Source organism: Terasakiispira papahanaumokuakeensis (assembly GCF_001709345.1).
Taxonomy (GTDB): domain Bacteria; phylum Pseudomonadota; class Gammaproteobacteria; order Pseudomonadales; family Halomonadaceae; genus Terasakiispira; species Terasakiispira papahanaumokuakeensis.
Map to the genome: position 1 here is coordinate 2,552,316 of NZ_MDTQ01000001.1, position 20,776 is coordinate 2,573,091.

The following is a 20,776-nucleotide window of genomic DNA, read 5'->3' on the forward strand; positions in this document are numbered from 1 at the left end:
TACCGAATTTGGAGTCATTATGCTGGCCAGTCTACCTGCCATTGAAGTCATTGATCGCCAAGTCCAAGAAGCGCTGGCAGAAGATGTCGGCCAAGGTGATATCACCGCCCAACTGATTCCCGCAGATCGCTGGCGCCGAGCCCGCGTGATCACCCGCGAAGCAGGCGTTTTTTGTGGTGAAGCGTGGATTGAATCCGTCTTTCGCCAGCTAGATCCTCGAGTGCAAGTCAGTCAAATCGCTCACGATGGTGAACGACTAGTCGCCGATCAAACCCTATTTTATGTTGAAGGCCCCGCCCGCGCGCTCATGACGGGTGAGCGCACCGCATTAAATTTTGTCCAAACCCTATGCGGCACCGCCACCCATTGCCAAGCGTATGCCGATCGCGTGGCCGATACCGGCGTGCGACTGCTGGATACGCGCAAAACACTGCCCGGTTTACGGCTAGCGCAAAAATACGCCGTCACCTGTGGTGGCTGCCATAACCACCGCATTGGCTTATTTGATGCCTTCTTAATTAAAGAGAACCATATTGCCGCTTGCGGAGGTATCGCAGAAGCTGTAGCCAGCGCCCATCGCATTGCGCCGGGTAAGCCGGTTGAAGTCGAAGTGGAAAACAAAGCGGAATTGGAAGAAGCGCTAACCGCTGGAGCTGACATTATCATGCTGGATGAATTCGATCTGATCAGCATGCGTGAAGCGGTCAAGTTCACTGCCGGGCGGGCCAAGCTAGAAGCCAGCGGCGGCATCACAAATAAAACCTTACGCCCTATTGCTGAAACCGGTGTTGACTATATCTCGATCGGCACACTGACCAAAGATGTCAAAGCACTCGATTTATCGATGCGCGTATTGGAAAACGGATAACTGGCGACATCACTCAAATCGCCACCCTCCTGATCCCCCCGAAAAAAGAGGCCGCTAAACGGCCTCTTGATTATTGTCCGTGTCGATAGGATGCCATCAAAACTGCCGCGCCCATAAATAAGCTGCCAAAAACACGGTTCATATGGCGCTGTCGGGCGGGTGTTTTTAGCCAGCCTAATAAACGGCTCGCCAAAGTGGCATAGCCCAGCATCACCACCACATCAACCACAATCAGTGTCACGCCCATTTCAAGAAACTGCGTCATATGACTGGCGTTAGGGTCAACGAATTGAGGGAACAATGCCACCAAAAACACGGTAGCCTTAGGGTTAGTCAAATTCACAAACGCAGCATTCCAAAACCGTTTTTGTGCCGACTCTTGAGGCTGGTCATCACCCGCGACGCCAAAACCTCCCTCACGAAACTTTTGCACCCCAAGCCAGATCAGATAAGCCACCCCAATCCACTTCACCAAAGCAAAAGCCAGCGCCGAAGAGGCCAGCAAAGCACCCAAGCCTACGCCAACCAAAAGAATTTGAGCCCCATAACCCAACTGAAGCCCCAAAATAGCCGGTAACGTATTACGCACACCATGGCGCAATCCATTACTCATGGTGTTCACTGCACCAGCACCGGGTGAAATGCTGATCAGACAAGAAGCCAGCAAAAAAGCCAACCAAATATCAAATGCCATAATGGGATTCCTGAAAACGCGATGACAAAAATACTCACCCCACCGCTCAGAACGCTGTGCGGAGGGAAACATAAGCCACTCAAGGTTCATGACCGGCTCAGGGTGATGAAAAACACCCGCGAGCGGTAGGGTCGCGAGAATAGATATCAGGCTAGTGAAAAAGCCAAAGAAGCGTCAATCATATTTTTGTCAGGGTATCATTCATCGCGCCCGGCCGGAGGCGCCCGATATAGGCTTGCACACGTTTTCAAAACTCGCCAGCTCTTTCAAAACTCGCTAGCTCTTTCAAAAATAGCATCATCGATCAAAAGAGCCGTCTACTGATCACGCGATTATGCAGCCAGGCGTTGCTCAATACGGCGCATGAGATGATTTAAAAATTCATACCCTGCTTCCCATTGATGATGCCCAGAAGCCACATTTAAATGACCCACACCCGCCAGCACATCCAGCTCAGCGCCCCAAAAGCGCGATAAGGCTAAAGCTCTTTGCGCTGTGGCTGCCGGATCATTGGTCGAGGCCACAACATGCACAGGAAACGGCAACGGCTGATGCGGTATAGGGGCAAAATTTTGCAAAGGCTCAGGACAATCGGGGCGCTCAACATCCGCAGGTGCCACCAGCAATGCCCCGGCAACTCGGGCGCGCAGTGCAGGGGCTGCGTCTAATGCCCAGTGCGCGATCGTAATACAGCCCAAACTATGGCCAATTAAAATTACCGGGCGGTCATCCGGGATCTCACGTAATGTCGCCTCGAAGGTGTCCACCCATTGCAACCGATCCGGCTGATGCCAATCACGCTGCTCAACCCGATATGCCTGTAACTGAGCCGTCCAATGACTCTGCCAGTGATCAACTTCCGAACCATGCCAGCCAGGCACCACAAGGAAGTGATAAGGCGCTTTTGAGTTCAGCGCGATCGGTGATTCAATAGAAGCAGCAGTCGGCAGCATGGTGTCACCTCCAGATAAGTAGAGAGGTGAGTATGCCAAGCCGCACAAAGAACAAAAAGAAATAAATAAAAATTTATTTATTCGATAAAGCAATAAAAAATAAGCAGTACCTCAATATACTCACCCTCCATGAGCCCATCAAAAAATCTCGACGAGGTATTCAGGGATGATGCATCACACGCTCAGAACACCTAAAGTACCCAAATCCCAAATCCCAAATCCCAAATCACTCAATAACCAATACTGAGGAACCAAGACCCCACAATACTTAAAGTACATAAGAACACTCAAAACAACCTAAACTTTCATCATCTCTCATTCATGCAGTGGATGCACAGTGCTGCCGTCAAGGGCCCTCATTTATGCTGAAAGCTTACCATCGCCTGCCTTTAGCCATGCAGCTCAACATGGCCACTCTTTTGGTGCTCGTCATTGTATTCACTGGTTTGATCGTCATGATCAATACCCGTGTTTCCAGTGACCTGGAACATTTAACGACACAGCACATTAAAGATGACTTGCAACTGACTACCGACTTTCTCGAAACCACTTATAACGCCACGCGACACGAAGTCGAAGCCGGTGGGCAAAGGTTTATCCAACAGTTCCCAGAAGGGCTCACCTTAAACAGGCAAAACACGCTGGACTTTAATGGACAACAGATCCCCGTACTATCGGATGAGAATGGGCCCTTAGCACAAAACTTCAGCAAACCGGATGAATTCACCTCAATGACCGGGGACAGTGCAACCATATTCCAACGAGTTGGGGATGATTTTCTGCGTATTTCGACCAGTTTACGCAAGCAGGACGGCAGCCGCGCTTACGGCACCTGGTTAGGCAAACAACACCCAGGGTATGAAAAATTAATCAGCGGCCAACGCTATGAAGGCTTAGCCATGCTGTTCGGCAAACTCACCCTCAGTGCTTACGAACCGGTTAAAGACAATAATGGCGACGTGATTGCAGTGCTTTATGTAGGCAGTGATGTCTCTGCAGTATTCGATGAAATCAAAACCAGCTTAGGCAAACTGAAAGTCGGCGATACCGGTTATTACTATGCGGTGGCCAACGAAAAGCAGAAAAAACCGGGCCTTATTCTGGTTCACCCGACCCTCGCGCAAGGACAAGAAGCCGCCGATATTCGTCAGATCAAAGATGCAAATGGCAACCAACCCTTTGGCGTGATGACCAAGGCCAATACCTCTGGCGTTCTTGACTACCCCTGGCAGGATGCCAATGGACAAGTACGTCAAAAAATGGCGGTTTATCAAAGTGTCGAAGGCTGGAACATGAACCTTGTTGCTGGCAGCTATGTGGATGAATTCACTGCGGCCAGTCGAGAGCTCCGTAACCTTTTAATGCCGTTGATGCTCGGCGCATTGATTCTATTGGGGCTACTACTGGCGTGGTTACTGCGTAGCCGACTCAAGCCATTACAAGCCCTCACCGCTCATGCTCAAGCAATGGGGGCAGGTGATCTGACACGCCGCCCCGCCCCAGACGATCAAACAGATAGCCGTAACGAACTTCACCGCTTGCAACTCGCTATGTATAGCATGGCCGATGGCCTACGAGAATTGATTGATAATCTGCAAGCGGCGGGGCAAGGCCTTCGTCACTCAGCAGAATCCATGTCATCCTCCGTGACAGGCGTCAGCAATACCGCCGATCAACAATCACAAGCCACCACACAAGCGGCGGGCACCATTGAAGAATTGACCGCCAGTGTCAGTGAAATTGCCCAAAATGCCGAAGAAGCCCAACAAACGGCAGGGGAATGCATGGATACAGCCCAAAACAGCCGGATTCACATGCAAGAGATTCTGAGCAACATCAACCAATTTGCAGAGCAAATCCGCAACTCATCCACCACCATGCAACAAGTGGCGGAGCGCTCCAATGCTGTCGGTCAGGTGATGGATGTGATCAGTGATGTCGCCGAACAAACCAACCTGCTGGCACTCAATGCGGCGATTGAGGCGGCCCGTGCCGGAGAACATGGACGCGGCTTTGCCGTCGTGGCTGATGAAGTCCGCCAACTGGCCCAACGCACTCAAACCGCAACCACCGATATTCGCAAACTGATGGATGAATTACGCGGCGATATTCTACAAGCCGCAGAGTTGATGCGTACCGGCGAAAGTGGCACGGCCGCAATGGTCGACCAAGTCAATGAAGCTGAAGGCACGCTGGACAGCATCATCAACGGCATACAAAACGTCAATGAGCGCAACCACTCAGTGGCTGTCGCCTCCCGACAGCAAGCCGAAGCCACCAATGAAATATCAGACAGCATTGCCCACATTGACTATCAAGCGCAGGAAACACGTCAACAGATTGATGCCAGCACAGAGGCCAGCCATCAGGTCTTAATGCTGTGTGACGATCTGGAACAACAAATCCAACGCTTCAAAATATAACCATGCACCCAGCAATACCGGTGAATTAAACAATACCGGTAAATTAAAACAGTCTGAATCCAAGCCACCACTTGGGTTCAGACCCTGATGAGCCAAGTCGATATCGTCTATTCAGTGAGTACGATGTTCAGCCAGTAGCCAACCGATCTAACGCGGTTTTCAACACTTGTGCTGCCAGCACCCAATCCTGTTCTAGCATGACGCCATGCCCCATGCCTTCAAGCCACTCAACTTTCACGCCATAACTCCAGGCCGTCATATCGGCCATCGCTTTAGGTACTAATTGATCCTCTTTCGCCCCAATTACGGCCAGCGGGCATCGCTTATGGCTCCATAACACATCAGGCGCGCCTACGATCAAGTCACCGCCTAATCGATGCGATTCCGGCCCCATCAAGGTCATATATCGATTCAAGGTCTCATCTTCAATCGGCTGATAAAACATCATCTCGCGGAGCTGCTCGGGCGTAGCCGTCTCCACATCCCAAAAAGTTCGAGCCATATTGAGGGTCAGATCAGGACGGCGCCAGAAACAACTCCAGGCTAAAGGCAATAAGCCTTGCGGCGGTATCGCGCAGAGTAACACCGCCCCAGGTAATGATTGCCGCAACATCAACTTCTGCACCAGCAAGCCGCCCATAGAATGTCCTACCACCCAGGGCTTCTGACCGGATTGCTGTTCAACCAAGGCCATAGCGCTTTCCACATCATCGACAAAATCACTGACGCCCAAGTGATTCAAACGCTCACGGCCGGGGCTTTGCCCGTGCCCTCTTAAACTGACCGCCCAGCAATCGTATCCTTGGGCCGCAAACCAGGGCATGAAATGCTCCTGCCAGACCCAAGCACCACAAAAAATACCATGGACAAATAGAATCGGGCGCTCTTGCCCGCCAACCCCTGGCTCACGAACAATTTCAAGGGGTTTGGCGGAAGCTGAAGCCGTATCCTGTCCTGATCCAAAAGACTTGGCAGAGGATTGCGTCATAATGTGACTCCGTATAGGTTAACGACCCTGTAAAACGATGCTTTAAATGACCTTGCAACACATCCCGATCAAATGACTTGAACGCCGAGCCCTGCATGCCTAAAGACGAAAGACTCACACACACACTGGATGGCCCTTACTCTGTCACGCCCATAGCGATGGTGACTAGCGACTTCGAGGAAAAGTTTGCCGTGCCTCGGCAACCCGGACTCGCCCCCAGTGCACGAGCTCGCTTAGTGTTGATTCCGCCATTTGATCGTCCGGAAGCATTAAAAGGACTCGACCAGCATAGTCACCTCTGGTTGATTTTTCGCTTTCACCTGGCCCAGCGTTCAACCCCAACATCATCAGAAGACATTGCTGAGGCTAACCCAGATTCCACCTTTAAACCGACTGTCCGCCCACCGCGACTCGGAGGGAATCAAAAGTTAGGGGTCTTTGCCAGTCGCTCGCCTTTTCGACCCAACAGCATGGGGCTATCGGTCGTTAAACTGGAGGCGGTTCATGCTGATGATCCGAACGGCCCCTGGATCGAAATCAGTGGCGCAGACTTGGTCGATGGCACCCCTATTCTCGATATCAAGCCTTACATTCCTTATGCCGACTCACTGTCTGAAGCGCACAGCGAATGGGCCGCGACCGCTCCGATACAGCGCCCAGTAAGCTTCAGCCCAGAGGCCCTGGCAACCACCGCGCAACACCAAGAACCCGAACGACTCAAGGCCGTGATCGAAGAAGTGCTGTCGCAAGATCCCCGCCCCGCTTATCAACAACAGCACCCAGACGTTGATCGGATTTATGGCGTACGCCTAATGGGAGTCAATGTTCGCTTTCGCTGCCTCAGTGATGATACTCAACCCGCCCCCCATGCGACTCGGTTCGAGGTCATCGAGCTGAAGCCATGAAAATACTGAAAATACGACGACAAAAGTCGCGCAAAGACTCGTTGTTGAAACCGGCATGAATAGAGAGAAGATTGAAGGGCTGCTGAATTCAGCCTATCGAATCCCTAATCAACTGGCCACACAGATTAAAACCAGTATTCAAAGCGACCCATCTGATCTTTTGAGCCGACCGCAACGGCTGGCACTCAGCTAAGGCCCTCTCAATGAAGACATCGCCTCCACGGTCACCCTCATTAAGCGCGGGGGGCAAAAGGGTCTCAGTCACCGTCGAAGCAGCAAAGCCAAGTCAGTGATGAAACCAATCGCAACCTAACCAGTATCAGCAGCGCAGCCTTAGTGAGGATTTACAGCCAACCGCGATGCTTGAAGTACCAATAAGGCGCGAACCCCGAACACACCATCAATCCCAACGCAATGGGATACCCATAGGTGAGATTTAATTCAGGCATCATATGAAAGTTCATCCCATAGATACTGGCGATGAGCGTCGGTGGTAAAAAGACCACCGAAGCGATAGAGAAAATTTTGATAATCTTGTTCTGTTCAATATTGATGAAGCCTTGGGTTGAGTTCATCAAAAAATTAATTTTATCGAACAAGAAGGTCGAATGAGACATCAGTGTCTCCACATCCCGCATGATCTCGCGGAGTGTCTCCGAGTATTCGTGATGATTCCGCATATGACGCAGCAAAAAAGAAATATCGCGCTGAGTATCCATCAAACACAAACGGATTTTTCCGTTACTGTCTTCCAGCTTCGCCAGCTTTTCGATAATGCTATCCAACTCACTTTCGTTTTCTTCCAACACCAGATGACTGACATCCTCTAGCTGTCGATGCAAATCCTCTAACGTGTCAGCATGATTCTCGACCTTGTTTTCAAACAGCGTCACAAGCAACTGCGCGGGTGAATCCACCGCAATCTGCCCACGGCGGGCCCGCATCCGCAGTAACCGGAAATCAGCCAATTCACTTTCGCGAATCGTGATCAAACGGTCTTGTTGTAAAATACACGCCACCGTTGAGGTTTTATGGCGTCCTTCCGTCTGATTTAAAAACAAAGAGTGCACATGAATGCCAGCCTGATCGACAAAGCAGCGCGCCGACGCTTCAATTTCTTCAACATCATCAGATTCCGGTAAATCTGTGCTCAATATAGCTTGAAGCTGTAACCGTTCATCATCATCAGGCTCCGTCGCATCAATCCAGTCGGCTTCTTGTTGCAAGGTGGCAAAGTGCTCGTCTTCTCTTGGAATTTCTTGCATCAAGCCATTGTTAATTTTAAAAAATCTTAGCATTCGTTGACCTCGGTATATTCGATACCTCATATCAGCCTGGCAGACACAGGCTTAGGCTTTAGCGCTCTCAGGTGCCCAACAAAACACCTCGAAAGCACAAAAAAAGCTCAAGACCGACAACATCTCAAGACCGACAACCGCTCAATATCCAATAGCCCCTAAAAGCGGAGCCTACAGGAAGATCATGACGAAAGGGTGGGCTACAGATGCTATCAATACCTTTCAAAAGTCGAATTGCAAGCTAAGCCGCCTCATAGCAACATGCAGGAGTTCGGGTTATGCGATGTAAACCTGTCAGTATTAAGGGGTTAGGTAATGATTCGCTCATTATCTAGCAAGGCAGCCAAGATGTGTTAACACATCATCTCGTGATGTTAAGGACTCTCTATCTATGAGCGCTATTATTTTGCTGCTCTTTGGGCTGGGGGGTATGGCCCTGGGGTATGTGTTCTATTCCAAGTTCATTGCCCAGCATATCTATAAGTTGGATGAAAACTTCAAAACACCCGCCCATGAAATGGAAGACGGGATCGACTTTGTGCCCACCAATAAGTTTGTCCTCTGGGGGCACCACTTCACCTCAGTCGCTGGCGCTGCGCCCATTGTCGGGCCTGCCATTGCAGTGATCTGGGGTTGGTTACCAGCCTTCTTGTGGGTCACGATCGGTACCATCTTTTTTGCCGGTGTCCATGATGCAGGGGCCATCTGGGCCAGTGTGCGTAACCGCGCCAAATCGGTCGGCGCCCTGACCGGCGAAGTGGTCGGTAATCGGGCCCGCTCGGTCTTTATGATCGTGATCTTCTTGGTGCTGCTGATGGTCAATGGCGTCTTTGGTGTGGTCATTGCCAAACTGCTGATCAATAACCCTGGCGCGGTCGTCCCCGTTTGGGGCGCCATCGTAGTGGCGCTGCTCATTGGCCAGCTCATTTACCGCATGAAAGCCAGTCTCCCGCTGGTGTCGATTCTAGGCGTTGGCGCCCTCTACTTCCTGATCTATATCGGCCCCTCCGTTCCCATGGCATTGCCTGAGCAAATTGGCTTCGAAGCAATCGGCTATCTCTCCGACTCAGCGGCCTGGATTCTGCTGCTGTTTGCTTACGCTGCCATTGCTTCACTGCTGCCCGTATGGATGCTGCTGCAACCCCGTGATTACATCAATGGCCTGCAACTGTTTGTTGGTCTGATCCTGCTTTATGGCGCGGTATTGATTGCAAACCCCACCGTCGTCGCCCCCATGATTAATATCGATGTCCCTGAAGGGACGCCGTCAATGATCCCCTTACTCTTTGTCACCATTGCCTGCGGTGCCATCTCCGGTTTCCACGGCCTAGTGGCCTCCGGTACCAGCTCCAAACAGCTGGATAAAGAAACGGATGCCCGTTTTGTCGGTTACTTCGGCGCCGTCGGCGAAGGGGCTCTGGCATTGGCCGCGATCATTGCCGCAACAGCAGGCTTTGCCTCACTAGCGGACTGGAAAGCGGTTTATCACGCCTTCGGTCAAGGCGGCGTACTGGCATTCGTCAATGGCGGTGCCACCATCCTGCATGCGGGTACAGGCATTGATGAAGTGGTCGCTTCAACCCTGCTGACCGTCATGGCCGCCTTGTTTGCAGGCACCACCATGGATACCGGCCTACGCCTGCAGCGCTACATCTTCCAAGAATGGGGTGAGATTTATAACATCAAATGGATGGGGAAAGCCCTGCCCGCCACCTTACTGGCAGTCGGTAGCTGTCTTGTTCTCGCCTTTGGTGCCGGTGGCGCTGATGGGACTGGCGGGCTGATCATCTGGCCGTTGTTTGGCACCACTAACCAACTGCTGGCCGGTTTAACCCTACTGGTCATCACGGTGATGCTGGTACGCCGTAAAATCGCCTCAGCCTATACCCTGATACCGCTGGTCTTCCTGCTGGTCATGACACTGGCTGCCCTGTTGCTACAGCTGAAAGGCTTCTATGAAAGCCAGAACTGGTTCCTGCTGGGGCTTGATATTGTTGTGCTGGTGGCAGCGATTCTGGTCACCCTGGAATGTGCTTCAGCACTGCGTCGGACCAAGCGCGAAATGGCTGAGGCTGACGCGTGAAGATCACGTTAAACCGATTGAAATACTGGTATCACAAGGCCAGTGAAATGGGGGCACAGTATTACAATGCCCCCTATCGGGCCGCCATTGCTCGGGCCAAGCGTGAAGAGGATGACCTCTTCATGCTACTGGTCTTCTCAGAAATGATGGGCGTGCCCAACCCGGCCTCCTGGTACTGTCTTGAGCTCCAGCCCTTGCTGCTGGAGCGCTTCCACCAATGGCACCAACGCATGGGTATGGAACGCTCACCGCTTGATCATTTTCGCTGCTGCTAACCTGGACCCGCATTATGACACTTGAGCTGGCCCCACTGCTTCAACATAAACGCCTGCTTTTTGTCGGCGGCAAAGGGGGTGTTGGAAAAACCACCATCTCAGCGGCACTGGCTGTCGCCGCCGCCGAAAGCGGGCGACGAGTGCTGCTGATCTCCACCGACCCCGCCCACAGCTTAGCCGATGCTTTTGATCGCCCGATTGGCGGCCATGAAACTCAAATGGCTGCCAACTTAACCGCCTTAGAGCTCGACCCCGACGCCGAGGTTGATACCTACCTTGAACGCGTCATGGGCCAAATGCGACGCTACGTTGGTCCCGATCAAATGGGCGAACTCACCCGCCAACTGCGCCTCTCCAAGCAATCCCCCGGCGCACAGGAAGCGGCCCTGCTGGAACGTTTGGCTCAACTGATCGAATCCGGCTTAGAGACTTACGACCTGCTGATATTCGACACGGCTCCGACCGGCCATACCCTCCGCCTGCTCAGCCTGCCCGAAGTGATGGCCGCCTGGACAGATGGCCTGCTCAAACACAATAAGCGCTCCGAAAAGCTGGGGCAGGTGCTGGCTCACCTCACCCCCGGCCGCAGCGTCGATAACCCAATGAAAGACCCGCAAGACAATGCCTTCGAAGACATGGACGACAAAAGCAAAGCCCTGGCCGAAACGCTACTGGCCCGCCAGCGCCTCTTCCATCGAACGCGCCACCAACTGGCCGACCCCGAACAAACCGGCTTCTTATTTGTGCTAACGCCGGAAAAACTACCGATACTGGAAACCGAACGCGCCGTTCAATCACTCCAAGACGCCCACATCCCGGTTGCTGGAGCCGTCGTCAATCGACTGCTGCCCGACACCGAACAGCAAGGCTTCTGGGCTGCCCGCTTTGAACGCCAACAACGTCACCTGGAAGACCTCAACCAACGCCTTAAGCAGCTGCCCAAACACCTCGTACCGCTGATGGCTGATGATATTCAAGGCCTAGATGCCCTCAGCCAACTTGGACACCAACTGATCAAGGCCCCTCAAACCGTTTAAAATCCACATCATCATTTGCCTCAAGTCAATGAAAGCTGCCTTAAGGCTTTAGCCTCCTAAGTGATCGGCGCCATAATTTCAATCGCAGGATATATGGTGCCACTCATGGAGAGCCTTTATGCCACGCCATCACCCCACCGCTCCTGAAGCCATGCAGAACCTGATCACCCAAATCAGACACAACCTCCCCATCGAACAACCCGACGCCTACCTCTGCCGCGCCCACTGTGTCGGCTGCCCGAAAAAACTCATGGAATACCTCGAAACCGAAATCCTCGATTGGGAAGCCGCCCTCGAACGTGGCGACACCCCAACCCTCGGCGACATCAATAAACTCGCCAAAAGCAGCCGCAAGATCCATACCGTCATGGTTAAAAACGGCCTCGCCGAACCGTTATAACCACTTAAAAAATGCCCAAATGACCAAGAATAATGAGTCCAACGACTCTCTCCCAATGGACAATATTGGCACCCAAGGTCAAAATTGAGGCATCCAAAAAGCATATTAATAACCACCAGCGTCATCACAAAAGACGCCGTAATCAGTCATCATCGACTCAATACTCACAGGGAAAGCAACATGCACCGACTGGCTGTTATCCTCATCAGCGCTATATTCCTAGCCTCATGTTCAGCATTAACCCCCAGAAAATCCAATACATCACAAGGCCCCTATATGCCCATCGTTGGCACATGGGCAATGGTGCCTCTCTCTAATGGCATAGCGAATGTTGCTGAATTTACGGCAGAGGGGAAAAGTACTCTACATGTATTCAACTGTGGGCAAGAACCCACTAACGAAACGGAAGTCTCAACTTACAAAATCAACAATGAAAGAAAGTTCATAAGAATAAACCAAGGCGATACTCCTATATTTCTATATATAGCTGAAATCAAAGACGACACTATGCTGCTGAGGCAAATAATTGGTGATGAAGTTTTCAACTTAAACTACATCAAAGTTGATCAGGTGTCTCCACTATGTGACCGCAAAGAAGCGCTACAAAAAGAACTGGGCCAAACACCTTACAAGCCATCAGACTTTGAGCCAAACCCAATCATTCCCGAGGCGCCAGGGTTAGAGCGATATGAGGGTAAATGGATGAACAAAGAGGGCCAACTCATAGTTGAAATCCACAAAGATGCCAATGGCCAATATAGTATTCAAAACCAAAGTACCAGAGACTGGAACTACCTTTATAGCCTCCTGAATCACGATGATAAATCTTTAGTCTTCATCAAATTCACTTATTCTGACAGACCCATATTATTCAACGCTCTAAAACATAAACTGCAGATTATTGAGGGGCTCACTCCTATTGAATCTCCGGACCAAATTAAATACACCTATTTTCTTGGCTTTAAAAAATACAGCGAAATATTAACTCGGCAATAATATATTCTAAGCAAAACATATCAAATGAGAGGGCAGGCCAGCCTTAGTGATTGCCTGCCCAAACACTGCGTACCTAAAAATCTTAGCCCTTATTCAATCAAGCGCCCTACCTTTCACCCCCCCCTAGATAAAACCCGATCAGCTTCCTATCTTCGCACTTTGGAAGAGAATATAAGCATCATGAACGCCTTGTATAAACATCTGGGTACCGATAATGGTAAGGATAAGCCCCATTAATCTTGTTGTAATACTTACGCCCGCTTCGCCTATTTTTTCAATTAATTTTGCACCATATAAAAAGCAAGCAAAAGTAATCAGGCACAGTATAGCGAATATAATAATTGTAATCACAATATGCAGCATCTCGCCAGATGCTGAATAGTTCATGGCGGTCGCAATGGTGCCTGGCCCAGCCAGAATCGGTATCGCTAAAGGCGAGATGGCAATATCAATATCGTCATCATCAGGCGGGAGGGTTGCGCGAGAGTGGAGATTTGAGGTGCGCCCATTAAGCATATGATAACCGACGATAAAGACTAAAATCCCCCCTGAAATACGTAATGCAGGCAAGGTAATACCAAAGACTTCGAAGATACCTTTGCCGAGCAAACAAAAAGCCGTGATGATCAAAAATGCCGTAAGTAACGCCTTAATCGTCGTATTTTTACGCTGTTGCTGATTTTGGTTTGCCGTCATGCCAATGAATACTGCAGTATTCGCAATCGGATTCATCATGGCAAAGAAGCCCATAAAAACAGAGATCGCCATGGTCGTGATATCGTGCATCATGAGGTTATCAGCTTTATGTGATTGAGAAATGAAGGGATTATCATGTTTTTTTATAGGGGTATGTCTATAGGGGATTCATATTGAGGGCCTCGCTGATGATACCAATGTGACCCCCCAACGGAAGAGAACGCCATCTAAGCAACGTTAAACAGGTGTGATCTCATGACTGAAACCGAAGAACAAGCAAAGGATCGCCACAGGATGGCACGCTATATCGCTCGGGAAGGGCTTGTCAGTGTCATGAACCAAACCAAGTGGGAAAAACTGCAGGCTTTAATGCAGCAAGAATCCTACCGAAGGCCGCCTTGGCGTGCCTACTGCTTACGAGATGCCGAAGATCTCGAACCAGAATGGGATTACGATTGGCACTACCACTTGCCGCCATTCAAATCTATTGTATGGCTCGAAATTAATCCTATTCAGAAAGAACGCAGAGGCCAACTCTTGCCTGATAAACTCACAGACAATACGGATTACCTTACAGACCTGCTCAAAACCCATCACATTCCCTTCAGCATAGAAGGTCAATCGCTTCGAGTATGGGGATACCTCAAACCCGGCCAGGCAGTTTCATTGATATAAATTGTATTCAAAGTTCAGGTGATATCGCAGTATGGCTAAGGTTATTTACTTTTTCGACAAAGGTGACAAGTATTATCAACTCTCCAACTTTGCCGGGTTTGGCTTTGTCCTGGATGGCCATCGATGGCGTACGATGGAACATTATTTCCAAGCCATGAAATTTGAGGGCACTGCTCACTTCGATAAAATCCGAAACTGTGCCTCCCCCAAGCAAGCCAAAGATTTGGGTCAATCTAGAGCAATACCTATTCGATCAGACTGGGATTCAATTAAAGAAGAGGTGATGCTCAAAGGATTAAGAGAGAAATTCAAAGACCCTGAACTGAAGAAAATTCTGCTCGGCACCGGGAAGAAAGAACTGGTTGAAAATTCACCCTATGATCAATATTGGGGAATTGGCTCCAATGGCAAAGGTAAAAATAGGCTTGGTATTTTACTGATGCAGCTACGGGCCGAGCTTAAAGCCTCCTCAGCCTAGCCGCAGATGGAGAGTGATATGGAAGCGATGAACCTGAGTGATGATGACATTCTCGCCGTTGTCAAACCCTTGGCGGAGCATACCGAACAGGCTTGGAATGAAAAAAACTATCATGAGTTTATTCGCTACTTCATCGAGGAAGATCCAACGGAGAACTTCCCCGAAGATGAGTTCTATCGGCAGATTGAAGAGAACTATAATCTGCACGGTCAGCATACCATTGCAGATTTAGTCGCCATTCATCGCAACCCCGATCACGTCATTGTGCTGTGGAAGGTCGATCTGGAAAAACGCCCAGAGCCAGGGCTACTGATTTATGGTTTCAGAGAACATGAAGGGCAAGTGTTCATCGAGGGTTGCGCCTATCACGCCTAAGCTCACGACTCGATAAGCTCTCCGTATAGCCCGCAACACCGTGTCAGCGACTCGATTCGATGCTGATGCGCCGAGCCTTCTCACCTCATCATCACTTTTGTGCTGTGCTATTTTCAGCATACAAAATGACTATTGTGCACAATAGTCATTTAATGCCAATATCCCATCATGCTTCATCGGCCTACACGGCTCAAAACCTGAGCTTCACTCAAAATAATTCAATAAAAACAAACTACTAAAACAATTTCATGAAAAGCGCCACAACAGTCCACTCAAAACAATAATTGAATATCAGAGGGCGAAGATGGAATTGATTACGTCATCCAGTACCGTAAAACGGCTGCACGAGCACGATAATGTGGCAGTGGCGATGAACGTGATGTCTCAAGGCATGCCCGTCGGCATCGCTGACGTCACCACGCGGCAACCGATTCCCGCCGGTCACAAACTGGCGCTAAAAACGATTGAACCGGGCGAGCATATTCTGAAATATGGCCAGGTGATTGGCTATGCGACTCAAACGATTGAGGCCGGTGCTCACGTTCACACACAGAATGTCGCCATGCAGGAGCGCGCTTCTTCATTGGATCAATTTGTGCCTGCCCAAATCACCCCCGTGACTGACCACACACGCACCTTTCAAGGCTTTGTCCGCCCCAATGGCAAAGTGGGTACGCGCAATTACATTGGCATTCTCTCGACGGTGAACTGCTCGGCCACCGTGTCCAAGGCCGTCGCCGATAAACTCGACTCATCAGAAACACTCAAAGCCCTAGGCTACGATGGCGTCGTCGCCATCACCCACGGCTCTGGCTGTGCCATCAACACCGAGCACGAGGGCTTTACCTTTCTGGACCGGGTGATGCGCGGCTATGCCGATCACCCCAACTTTGCGTTCATACTGGTGATTGGCTTGGGGTGTGAGACCTATCAGGTCAAAGACATGATCGCCCGACAGCACGCCGAATCTGACCCAAGCGTCTTCTACTTCAATATTCAAGAGGCCGGCGGCACCCGTGCCAGCATCAAACTAGCGGAGGAAAAATTGCTCGCTATGGCGCGTGAACGCCAACCCGTCAGCCGCTCCAGCGTGCCCCTCAGCGAGCTTTGTGTGGCCCTACAATGTGGCGGCTCTGATGGCTACTCGGGAATCACCGCGAACCCGGCACTGGGTTATGCCGCCGACCTCATTGTGCGCCATGGCGGCAGCGTCATTCTGGCGGAAACCCCTGAGATTTATGGCGCCGAGCATCTATTGCTAGATCGTGCGATCAGCCAACCCGTGGCACAAAAGCTGCTTGATCGCATCGACTGGTGGAAGCACTACACCGCAATCAACAACGCAGAGCTGAACAACAACCCCTCCCCCGGCAACAAAGCGGGCGGCCTGACCACGATTCTGGAAAAATCGCTTGGCGCTGTCGCCAAAGGCGGCACTAGCAGCCTCAACGATGTACTCGAATACGCCGAGCCCAGAACCGTAGCAGGCTTTAATTTCATGGATAGCCCAGGCTACGACCCCGTCTCCGTCACCGGGCAAATTGCCTCTGGCGCCAATGTTGTTTGCTTCACCACCGGTCGCGGCTCCGTATCTGGCTTTAAACCTGCGCCTTGCATTAAACTCGCCACCAATAGCGCCATGTACCAACGTATCGCTGAAGATATGGACATCAACTGCGGCACCATTATTGAGGGCGACCGCGCCATTGAAGCGGTCGGCGAAGCCGTGTTTGAACGGATCATTGCCATCGCCTCAGGTGAGGCCAGTGCCAGTGAATCACTGGGTTATGGCAACAACGAGTTTGTGCCCTGGTCAGTCGGCGCGATCACCTGATCCAGCCCAACCGCCCACGGCGGCAAACCGCAACAAGGTCAGTCGTCACATGGCAAACGCATTAAAAGACCAACTCTACCAAGCGCTCAGCACCAGCATCAAAAGCGGCGCCCTAGAGCCCGGATTAGTACTACTCGAAAGCCGCCTTGCGCGGCTTTTTTCAATGAGCCGGTCACCCGTCAGAGATACCCTGAACCGGCTGCATGAAGAAGGCCTCATCAGCCGCTTTGAGGGCCGCGGCTTTCTAGTAGGCCACACCCCCAAGCGTATCATCCGACGCGAGATCCATGCCGAAGCGTTTCAAAAAAGTGGCACCACAATCCAACGAGAAAACGACTGGACCACCCTAGCCGCAGACGTTGAGCGCGACACCGTGCTCTGCTCAATGCTTGGCCGCTGGGAAATCAACGAACTTCACCTCGCCAACACCCTTCAAGTCAGCCGCAGCGTCACCCAACAGATTTTGCTGAAGTTACAGTATCTAGGGGTTGTCGAACGCGAGAAATACAGTGGCTGGCAAGTGGTCCCACTCAATGATGCGCGCCTTCATCAACTCTATGAAGCCCGCATCCTGTTAGAACCCTTTATGCTGGAACGTGCCGCCAGCCGGATTCCCCCAGCCATATTGAACCGTTTTATCAACGACCTGAACCATGCCGCGATTCACTACCCGAATATCGAACCACGCCAACTCGATACACTGGAACACCACCTTCACCGTGACACCCTCCAGTACGGCGACAATGATGAAATCCTGACCATGCTAGGGCGTACCCGCCCAGTCCTACTGATCAGCAAACACTTATTAGAAGGGCCACTTCAACTCCCCAATGCAGACCCCTTCCTGGAAGATCACCGCCTCATCTTCCACCTCATGGCCCAGGGAAAAGGCCCCCAAGCCGCTGAAGCCCTGAAACAACACCTCCTCGACTCAGAAACAAAAGTGCGACACCGCCTAAGCGAATTTCGAACCCAAGGGCACATCCAAGCACCTGACTACCTTCGCTGGATCTCTGAGGAATAACCTAGACACAACTAGTGGCCAACAAACGCGGTTGGATCGCTCCTTATCCGCTTGCCTGATCAGACCCAACCAGATTTAAAGCCTCAATTCCCGCATTTAGCGGTGAACGTTCACGCGACCAGACGGAAGGGCGACACAGAAATATGAACACCCTCCCTTGCTACCTTTTGTGCTGCTAACACAAACCCAGTCGTCGCCTGAAATGTTCATCTTTATTTTCCATGTCACAATACATTCTGAGCATCTCATCTGGTCGTTCGTTTTCATCAGCCAAATAAGAGGCTTCATCAACTACCTCACATCTTGCATTTTTGTATGAGATAACCGCATCGTGAAACACGTAGGCGGGTAAAAATCTTAGTTTACTTCCACCCCCAGAAAGGCTAATACCGGCCAGCCTCACCTCACTATCATCATGAAAAACACTGTAAACCGGTCCGCCGCTCATCCCGTTAAGTTCTTCATGCGTAATATTCATCTCATCACTAAATGACACAAAACCGTCATGCTCATCTCTAATAAACAATCCTACTTTATGGTCCAGATTGAACATTGTAGATTGTGTAAATTCAGAGCGCTCGTCTAAATTGTCGTAAAAGTTATATTTTGCTGGAAACCCGCTGCACATGAGGATTTGCTTTTCAAAAAAGCTATCCTTATCTAAAAAATAATCTGAAGTTCCAACATTAATAAACTGTTGGGGTAAGGACATTGGCTTCATCGGAAAGAAGAACTCGACCAACACAACATCTTGCGGATCAAAACTTGACCTCTCATAGTCGATCAGTTCTCCCACATACCAGATTCTTCTCGCCATAAAAAAATCTAACATATCATCCCAATTCGGTGGATGATCTTTTGGCACCCATATCGGGGACTCATTTCTAAGCTCTAGAGGATATAGCTGCTTAAGGTTATGCTTAGCAGTAAGCAAAAAGAAACGGAAGTTCTGATATACAATCAGCCCCGACCCAATCCCAGACATAACATCAACATGGAAATGACCTCTCTCTTCAATATTAATTTCGGAGAAGTTATAAACAATTCTCCGAGTAGCTTTCGCGAACTCAGACTGCTTCGTAAATTCTAACCCTCTCCGAATGTCCTCAAAACCCGCATTCTCTATCAAGCTAAAGCTCCGATTTATATTTCAAGAAGAAAGGTAACGCCCTACTCAGCCGACGCGTTAGCGGTCGGCTGCAGTAGTTTGTTATGTTCGTCTGTCTCCGTTGAGCTTTGTTTCAGAACAACCTCTTCATGCCTGAGAAAGCTCGAATTAAATCTTTTTTCTAAGTTATCCCAGTCAATCGTTAGTGCTGCCAGTAAGATCTGAACTATAATCAAAACCCCCACTATCAATGAATATTTCCTATTGAAACGAAGATTTTGAACCTGCATTTCACTATTTAATCCGGACAGCCTACGATCTATAGATGCTTTTAATTTATCAGCAAGATTAAGCCTATATTTTGCAATTCTTTTTGCGGTATCCGAGTAAGACTTCCTACAGCCATGAGGAATCTCTTTCTGAATCGCCAGAATATTTTCCCTTAATGATTCTAGCTGGTTGGTAGACTCGAAAAGTATGTCATAATTTTTTTCAACCTTGTTTGAGTTCTTCAATAATGCTGAATTAGCGTACTCCGAAATCTCTACCTGTTGTCTTGCCACATCAATAAACATTGAGATAAATATGTGTGAGTCGTATAGAGCCAACCCATTCCGAGCAAAATTATCAAACTGGTCAAACTCTTCTAAGCTTTTGCTCTTTATAAATAACGCATCTAGATCATTCTTCTCTACCACGTAACGGCTTAAGAAGTGTTCTGAATTATCACTGCTTATTTTTTCATCAAAAAATCCAAGACTTCGTCGACAAACGCAAACATGGCTATCATCCTCGCATTCATCAGCTTCAACAAAATAAGGCTCATTAGTATCTCGATAGATATCTGCAATTAGCGTTAACTTTGAATCATCCTTAGTTATTCGCCATAGACTAAGGACTTTTTTAGCCATACTGACCACATCGCTGCAAACCTTATTTATATTCTCGTTTATAAGGTCTTCAACTAGGTTTCGTTTGTCATGATGTCGAATGGCTCTAAATTGCTGTGAAAATGGATTTGCGGAAGCAAAGGCGTAGTATCTCTTTACCTCGCTTACATCAACGCTGGAGACCATTCCTGTTGCTGACTCCTTCAGGAAAAAATATAGGGACAAATAATTAATTCCATACGAGTACTTGGACAAAGACACGTAACAAGAATCACAAAACTCTGATTCTTCCTCCATTCTCAATAAGGAAGTCAGCCTGTTTTCTCTGTGAAAATGAATCCAACCTAAATTTCTGTACCCTCCACCATGGTCATACTTGTTTTCAAAGACGGAATCATCTCTCTCAGGGTTGTAATCACCAGGAGACGCATTGGACTTTAGCCATCGGCGAATCGAATCCAAATCATCATGATCAACCTTTACAACTACGCTTATAGCTTTCCACGTGAAGCTTCCATCAAAAAGACTGGCAGATTTAATTCGATCCTCCTTTTCATACAGATGCTGGATCGACTCTTGCTCTTTTCGAGAATAGCTCTTTGCAATAAACCGAAGCCACTTAGGAAATACCCAAGGAATTAACCTGGCTAGGAGTAAGACAATTTCAGTATATTTGGCTTTTATAGGTTTCATTATTTTATTTCAGGCACAAAAAACATAACGCCGCCATAAGCGGTGAGTAATAGCTTGCTAAAATGTGGAACGAAGTGGAATCG

General features: G+C 49.6%; 20 protein-coding genes. 13 read left to right on the forward strand and 7 right to left on the reverse strand.

Going from position 1 to position 20,776, the window contains the following annotated elements; genetic code table 11:
- The first annotated feature begins 19 nt into the window (after window positions 1-19).
- Window positions 20-868, forward strand: a complete 849-nt coding sequence (gene nadC / locus BFW38_RS11120) for a carboxylating nicotinate-nucleotide diphosphorylase (RefSeq protein WP_068998735.1) — start codon at window positions 20-22, stop codon at window positions 866-868.
- Between the two features lie 70 nt (window positions 869-938).
- Here nadC and rhtB read toward each other — a convergent pair whose 3' ends face one another.
- Window positions 939-1,562, reverse strand: coding sequence for a homoserine/homoserine lactone efflux protein (rhtB, locus tag BFW38_RS11125; protein WP_068998737.1), 624 nt, complete (start codon window positions 1,560-1,562; stop codon window positions 939-941).
- 332 nt (window positions 1,563-1,894) lie between these two features.
- Window positions 1,895-2,515: an RBBP9/YdeN family alpha/beta hydrolase gene (locus tag BFW38_RS11130; RefSeq protein WP_084004601.1), complete on the reverse strand. Its 621-nt coding sequence runs from the start codon at window positions 2,513-2,515 to the stop codon at window positions 1,895-1,897.
- Between the two features lie 362 nt (window positions 2,516-2,877).
- Between BFW38_RS11130 and BFW38_RS11135 the strand changes: the two genes are divergently transcribed.
- Window positions 2,878-4,938 carry a methyl-accepting chemotaxis protein gene (locus BFW38_RS11135; protein ID WP_068998739.1) on the forward strand — a complete coding sequence of 687 codons (2,061 nt, stop codon included), beginning with the start codon at window positions 2,878-2,880 and terminating at the stop codon, window positions 4,936-4,938.
- Between the two features lie 127 nt (window positions 4,939-5,065).
- Here BFW38_RS11135 and BFW38_RS11140 read toward each other — a convergent pair whose 3' ends face one another.
- A complete protein-coding gene (locus tag BFW38_RS11140; RefSeq protein ID WP_068998741.1) occupies window positions 5,066-5,926 on the reverse strand; it encodes an alpha/beta hydrolase in 861 nt (286 codons plus the stop codon).
- 95 nt (window positions 5,927-6,021) lie between these two features.
- On the opposite strand from BFW38_RS11140, the gene tsaA reads away from it, so the two are divergent.
- On the forward strand, window positions 6,022-6,831 hold the full coding sequence (gene tsaA / locus BFW38_RS11145; protein ID WP_068998743.1) for a tRNA (N6-threonylcarbamoyladenosine(37)-N6)-methyltransferase TrmO: 810 nt from the start codon (window positions 6,022-6,024) through the stop codon (window positions 6,829-6,831).
- Between the two features lie 344 nt (window positions 6,832-7,175).
- On the opposite strand, the gene corA is transcribed toward tsaA, so the two are convergent.
- Window positions 7,176-8,129 carry a magnesium/cobalt transporter CorA gene (gene corA / locus BFW38_RS11150; RefSeq protein WP_068998749.1) on the reverse strand — a complete coding sequence of 318 codons (954 nt, stop codon included), beginning with the start codon at window positions 8,127-8,129 and terminating at the stop codon, window positions 7,176-7,178.
- Between the two features lie 391 nt (window positions 8,130-8,520).
- On the opposite strand from corA, the gene BFW38_RS11155 reads away from it, so the two are divergent.
- The 5 genes from BFW38_RS11155 (at window position 8,521) to BFW38_RS11175 (ending at window position 12,920) form a co-directional block, all read left to right on the forward strand.
- The gene (locus BFW38_RS11155) at window positions 8,521-10,212 is read left to right on the forward strand and encodes a carbon starvation CstA family protein (RefSeq protein WP_068998751.1); all 1,692 of its coding nucleotides are present in this window, start codon (window positions 8,521-8,523) and stop codon (window positions 10,210-10,212) included.
- Window positions 10,213-10,259: 47 nt separating this feature from the next.
- Window positions 10,260-10,487: a cory-CC-star protein gene (locus BFW38_RS11160; RefSeq protein WP_139116691.1), complete on the forward strand. Its 228-nt coding sequence runs from the start codon at window positions 10,260-10,262 to the stop codon at window positions 10,485-10,487.
- Window positions 10,488-10,501: 14 nt separating this feature from the next.
- Window positions 10,502-11,524 carry an ArsA family ATPase gene (locus BFW38_RS11165; protein ID WP_068998753.1) on the forward strand — a complete coding sequence of 341 codons (1,023 nt, stop codon included), beginning with the start codon at window positions 10,502-10,504 and terminating at the stop codon, window positions 11,522-11,524.
- A 118-nt stretch (window positions 11,525-11,642) separates the two neighbouring features.
- The gene (locus tag BFW38_RS17750; protein WP_084004602.1) at window positions 11,643-11,924 is read left to right on the forward strand and encodes a hypothetical protein; all 282 of its coding nucleotides are present in this window, start codon (window positions 11,643-11,645) and stop codon (window positions 11,922-11,924) included.
- 180 nt (window positions 11,925-12,104) lie between these two features.
- Window positions 12,105-12,920 carry a hypothetical protein gene (locus BFW38_RS11175; protein WP_139116612.1) on the forward strand — a complete coding sequence of 272 codons (816 nt, stop codon included), beginning with the start codon at window positions 12,105-12,107 and terminating at the stop codon, window positions 12,918-12,920.
- A gap of 138 nt (window positions 12,921-13,058) precedes the next feature.
- On the opposite strand, the gene BFW38_RS11180 is transcribed toward BFW38_RS11175, so the two are convergent.
- Window positions 13,059-13,709 (reverse strand): MarC family protein, encoded by a 651-nt coding sequence (locus BFW38_RS11180; protein ID WP_245686138.1) that lies wholly within the window; start codon window positions 13,707-13,709, stop codon window positions 13,059-13,061.
- Between the two features lie 162 nt (window positions 13,710-13,871).
- On the opposite strand from BFW38_RS11180, the gene BFW38_RS11185 reads away from it, so the two are divergent.
- The 5 genes from BFW38_RS11185 to BFW38_RS11205 all read left to right on the forward strand — a co-directional run bounded on the left by BFW38_RS11185 (window position 13,872) and on the right by BFW38_RS11205 (window position 18,002).
- Complete coding sequence (locus BFW38_RS11185) at window positions 13,872-14,291, forward strand: DUF6678 family protein (protein WP_139116613.1); 420 nt, start codon at window positions 13,872-13,874, stop codon at window positions 14,289-14,291.
- A 31-nt stretch (window positions 14,292-14,322) separates the two neighbouring features.
- Window positions 14,323-14,769, forward strand: a complete 447-nt coding sequence (locus BFW38_RS11190; protein WP_068998765.1) for a riboflavin biosynthesis intermediates N-glycosidase — start codon at window positions 14,323-14,325, stop codon at window positions 14,767-14,769.
- 18 nt (window positions 14,770-14,787) lie between these two features.
- A complete protein-coding gene (locus BFW38_RS11195; protein ID WP_068998767.1) occupies window positions 14,788-15,144 on the forward strand; it encodes a hypothetical protein in 357 nt (118 codons plus the stop codon).
- Between the two features lie 304 nt (window positions 15,145-15,448).
- A complete protein-coding gene (locus BFW38_RS11200) occupies window positions 15,449-16,978 on the forward strand; it encodes a UxaA family hydrolase (protein WP_068998769.1) in 1,530 nt (509 codons plus the stop codon).
- Window positions 16,979-17,027: 49 nt separating this feature from the next.
- Window positions 17,028-18,002 carry a GntR family transcriptional regulator gene (locus BFW38_RS11205; RefSeq protein ID WP_068998771.1) on the forward strand — a complete coding sequence of 325 codons (975 nt, stop codon included), beginning with the start codon at window positions 17,028-17,030 and terminating at the stop codon, window positions 18,000-18,002.
- 175 nt (window positions 18,003-18,177) lie between these two features.
- Here the strand turns inward: BFW38_RS11205 and BFW38_RS11210 are convergent, their stop codons facing one another.
- Together BFW38_RS11210 and BFW38_RS11215 are read right to left on the reverse strand one after the other, a co-directional pair.
- Window positions 18,178-19,131: a hypothetical protein gene (locus BFW38_RS11210; RefSeq protein ID WP_068998773.1), complete on the reverse strand. Its 954-nt coding sequence runs from the start codon at window positions 19,129-19,131 to the stop codon at window positions 18,178-18,180.
- A gap of 41 nt (window positions 19,132-19,172) precedes the next feature.
- Window positions 19,173-20,693, reverse strand: a complete 1,521-nt coding sequence (locus BFW38_RS11215; protein ID WP_068998775.1) for a hypothetical protein — start codon at window positions 20,691-20,693, stop codon at window positions 19,173-19,175.
- Window positions 20,694-20,776 lie beyond the last annotated feature (83 nt).